General features: G+C 72.2%; 2 protein-coding genes. Both read right to left on the bottom strand.

The features are described from left to right. Positions 1-298 (bottom strand): ATP-binding protein (locus H5J33_RS38140; protein WP_258565607.1); only part of this gene is annotated, 298 nt, incomplete at its 3' end. A 91-nt stretch (positions 299-389) separates the two neighbouring features. After that, positions 390-1217, bottom strand: coding sequence for a glycerophosphodiester phosphodiesterase (locus H5J33_RS34710; protein WP_181798634.1), 828 nt, complete (start codon positions 1215-1217; stop codon positions 390-392). Between the last annotated feature and the right edge of the window lie 354 nt (positions 1218-1571).

Here is a 1571-nt window from a genome sequence, read left to right as displayed (position 1 = left end):
CCGGGGCGTTCCCCAGGGGCCGCCCGTGCCGGCAGGCGTTGCTCAACAGCTCCGAAAGGATCAGTACGGCGTCGTCGATGACCGACTCCGCCACGCCCCCGCTGCGCAGCTGCGCCCGCATCCGGTGCCGCGCCTCCCCCACGCCCGCAGGGCCATGGGGTACGGCCATGCTCGACGACGTGGGCACTTCCTGTGCCACCACCAACGCCACCCCCGAGACCTCCTTCGCCCCACGCCACGGTGTGGATGCCCTTTCGGTCTGTACCGGAAACCGGCCAGTCCTCTTCCGGTGACGCATTCGACACGGCCGGACACGCAGTGGACGCGCCGGTGCACTCCCCGTGACGGAGCCCGGCCGGTCCCGTTCGCCGGGGCGGGCGGGCGGGCGGTCAGCGGCCCAGCCGGTGGAGCACCGCGCGCGGGCGGTTGGTGATGATGGCGTCGACGCCCAGTTCGACGCAGAGGTCGACGTCCTCCGGCTCGTTCACGGTCCACACGTGGACCCGGTGGCCGGCCTGGCGCAGCCGCTCGACGTAGGCGGGGTGGTTGCGCACGATGCGGATCGAGGGTCCCGCGATGCCGACGCCCGCCGGGAGCCGGCCGTCGCGCAGCCGGGGCGAGACGAACTGCATCAGGTAGACCGTCGGCAGGGTCGGTGCCGCCGTGCGCACGCGGTGCAGCGAACGGGCCGAGAAGCTCATGATCCGGACCGGTGACTCGGCGGCGGAGGCCGGCGCGGCCAGTCCGAAACGGTTCAGCAGGGTCAGCAGCCGCTCCTCGACCTGGCCCGCCCAGCGCGTGGGGTGCTTGGTCTCGATGGCCAGCTCCACCCGTCGGCCGGCGTCCGCGACCAGCTCCAGCAGCCGCTCCAGGGTGAGGACGGAGGTGGCCTCGCGGTCCTCCGGGCGGTGCTCCCAGTCGGGCTCCTCGTCCCGCCCCTGCCAGGCCTCGCGGGTCTTCCAGGAGCCGAAGTCGAGAGCGGCCAGGTCGGCCAGTTCCAGCGCGGAGACCGCGCCGCGGCCGTTGGAGGTACGGTTCACCCGTCGGTCGTGGACGCAGACCAGGTGGCCGTCCGCGGTCAGCCGTACGTCGCACTCCAGGGCGTCGGCGCCGTCCTCGATGGCCTTCCGGTAGGCGGCCAGGGTGTGCTCGGGGGCGTCTTCGGAGGCACCGCGGTGGGCGACGACCTGGATGGAGCGCTGTGGTGCGTGGGTCACCGCGTCATGGTGCCATCGCCGCCGGGCGGACGGGGCGGGACGGCGGCGACCGGGCGGCGAACGAGCGGGGACCTGATCGCTTATATAACTTTTACGGTGAATGCCCCAACAGATCCTATATAAAGAGGGCCGCCGGACCCACAGCCACGGCTTATGGTGCTCTGACGGCCCGTGGGAAAAGCTGACCGCAAGACCAGTGCGACCGATGACAACAGGCGTGGACCGAGGAGAAGAGCTGTGAGCACCGAGAACGAGGGCAACGCGGTACCCCCGGCGCCGTCCGCACCTCCCGTGCCGGTGGCCTCTCCCGACGGCCCGCCCGATGCCCGAGCTGCCCCCGGTCACCAGCGCGAC

This window comes from Streptomyces sp. WELS2 (assembly GCF_013870595.1).
Taxonomy (GTDB): Bacteria; Actinomycetota; Actinomycetes; order Streptomycetales; family Streptomycetaceae; genus Streptomyces.
The sequence above is the reverse complement of the archived record's forward strand: the minus strand, read 5'-3'. Positions and strand labels throughout refer to the sequence as shown.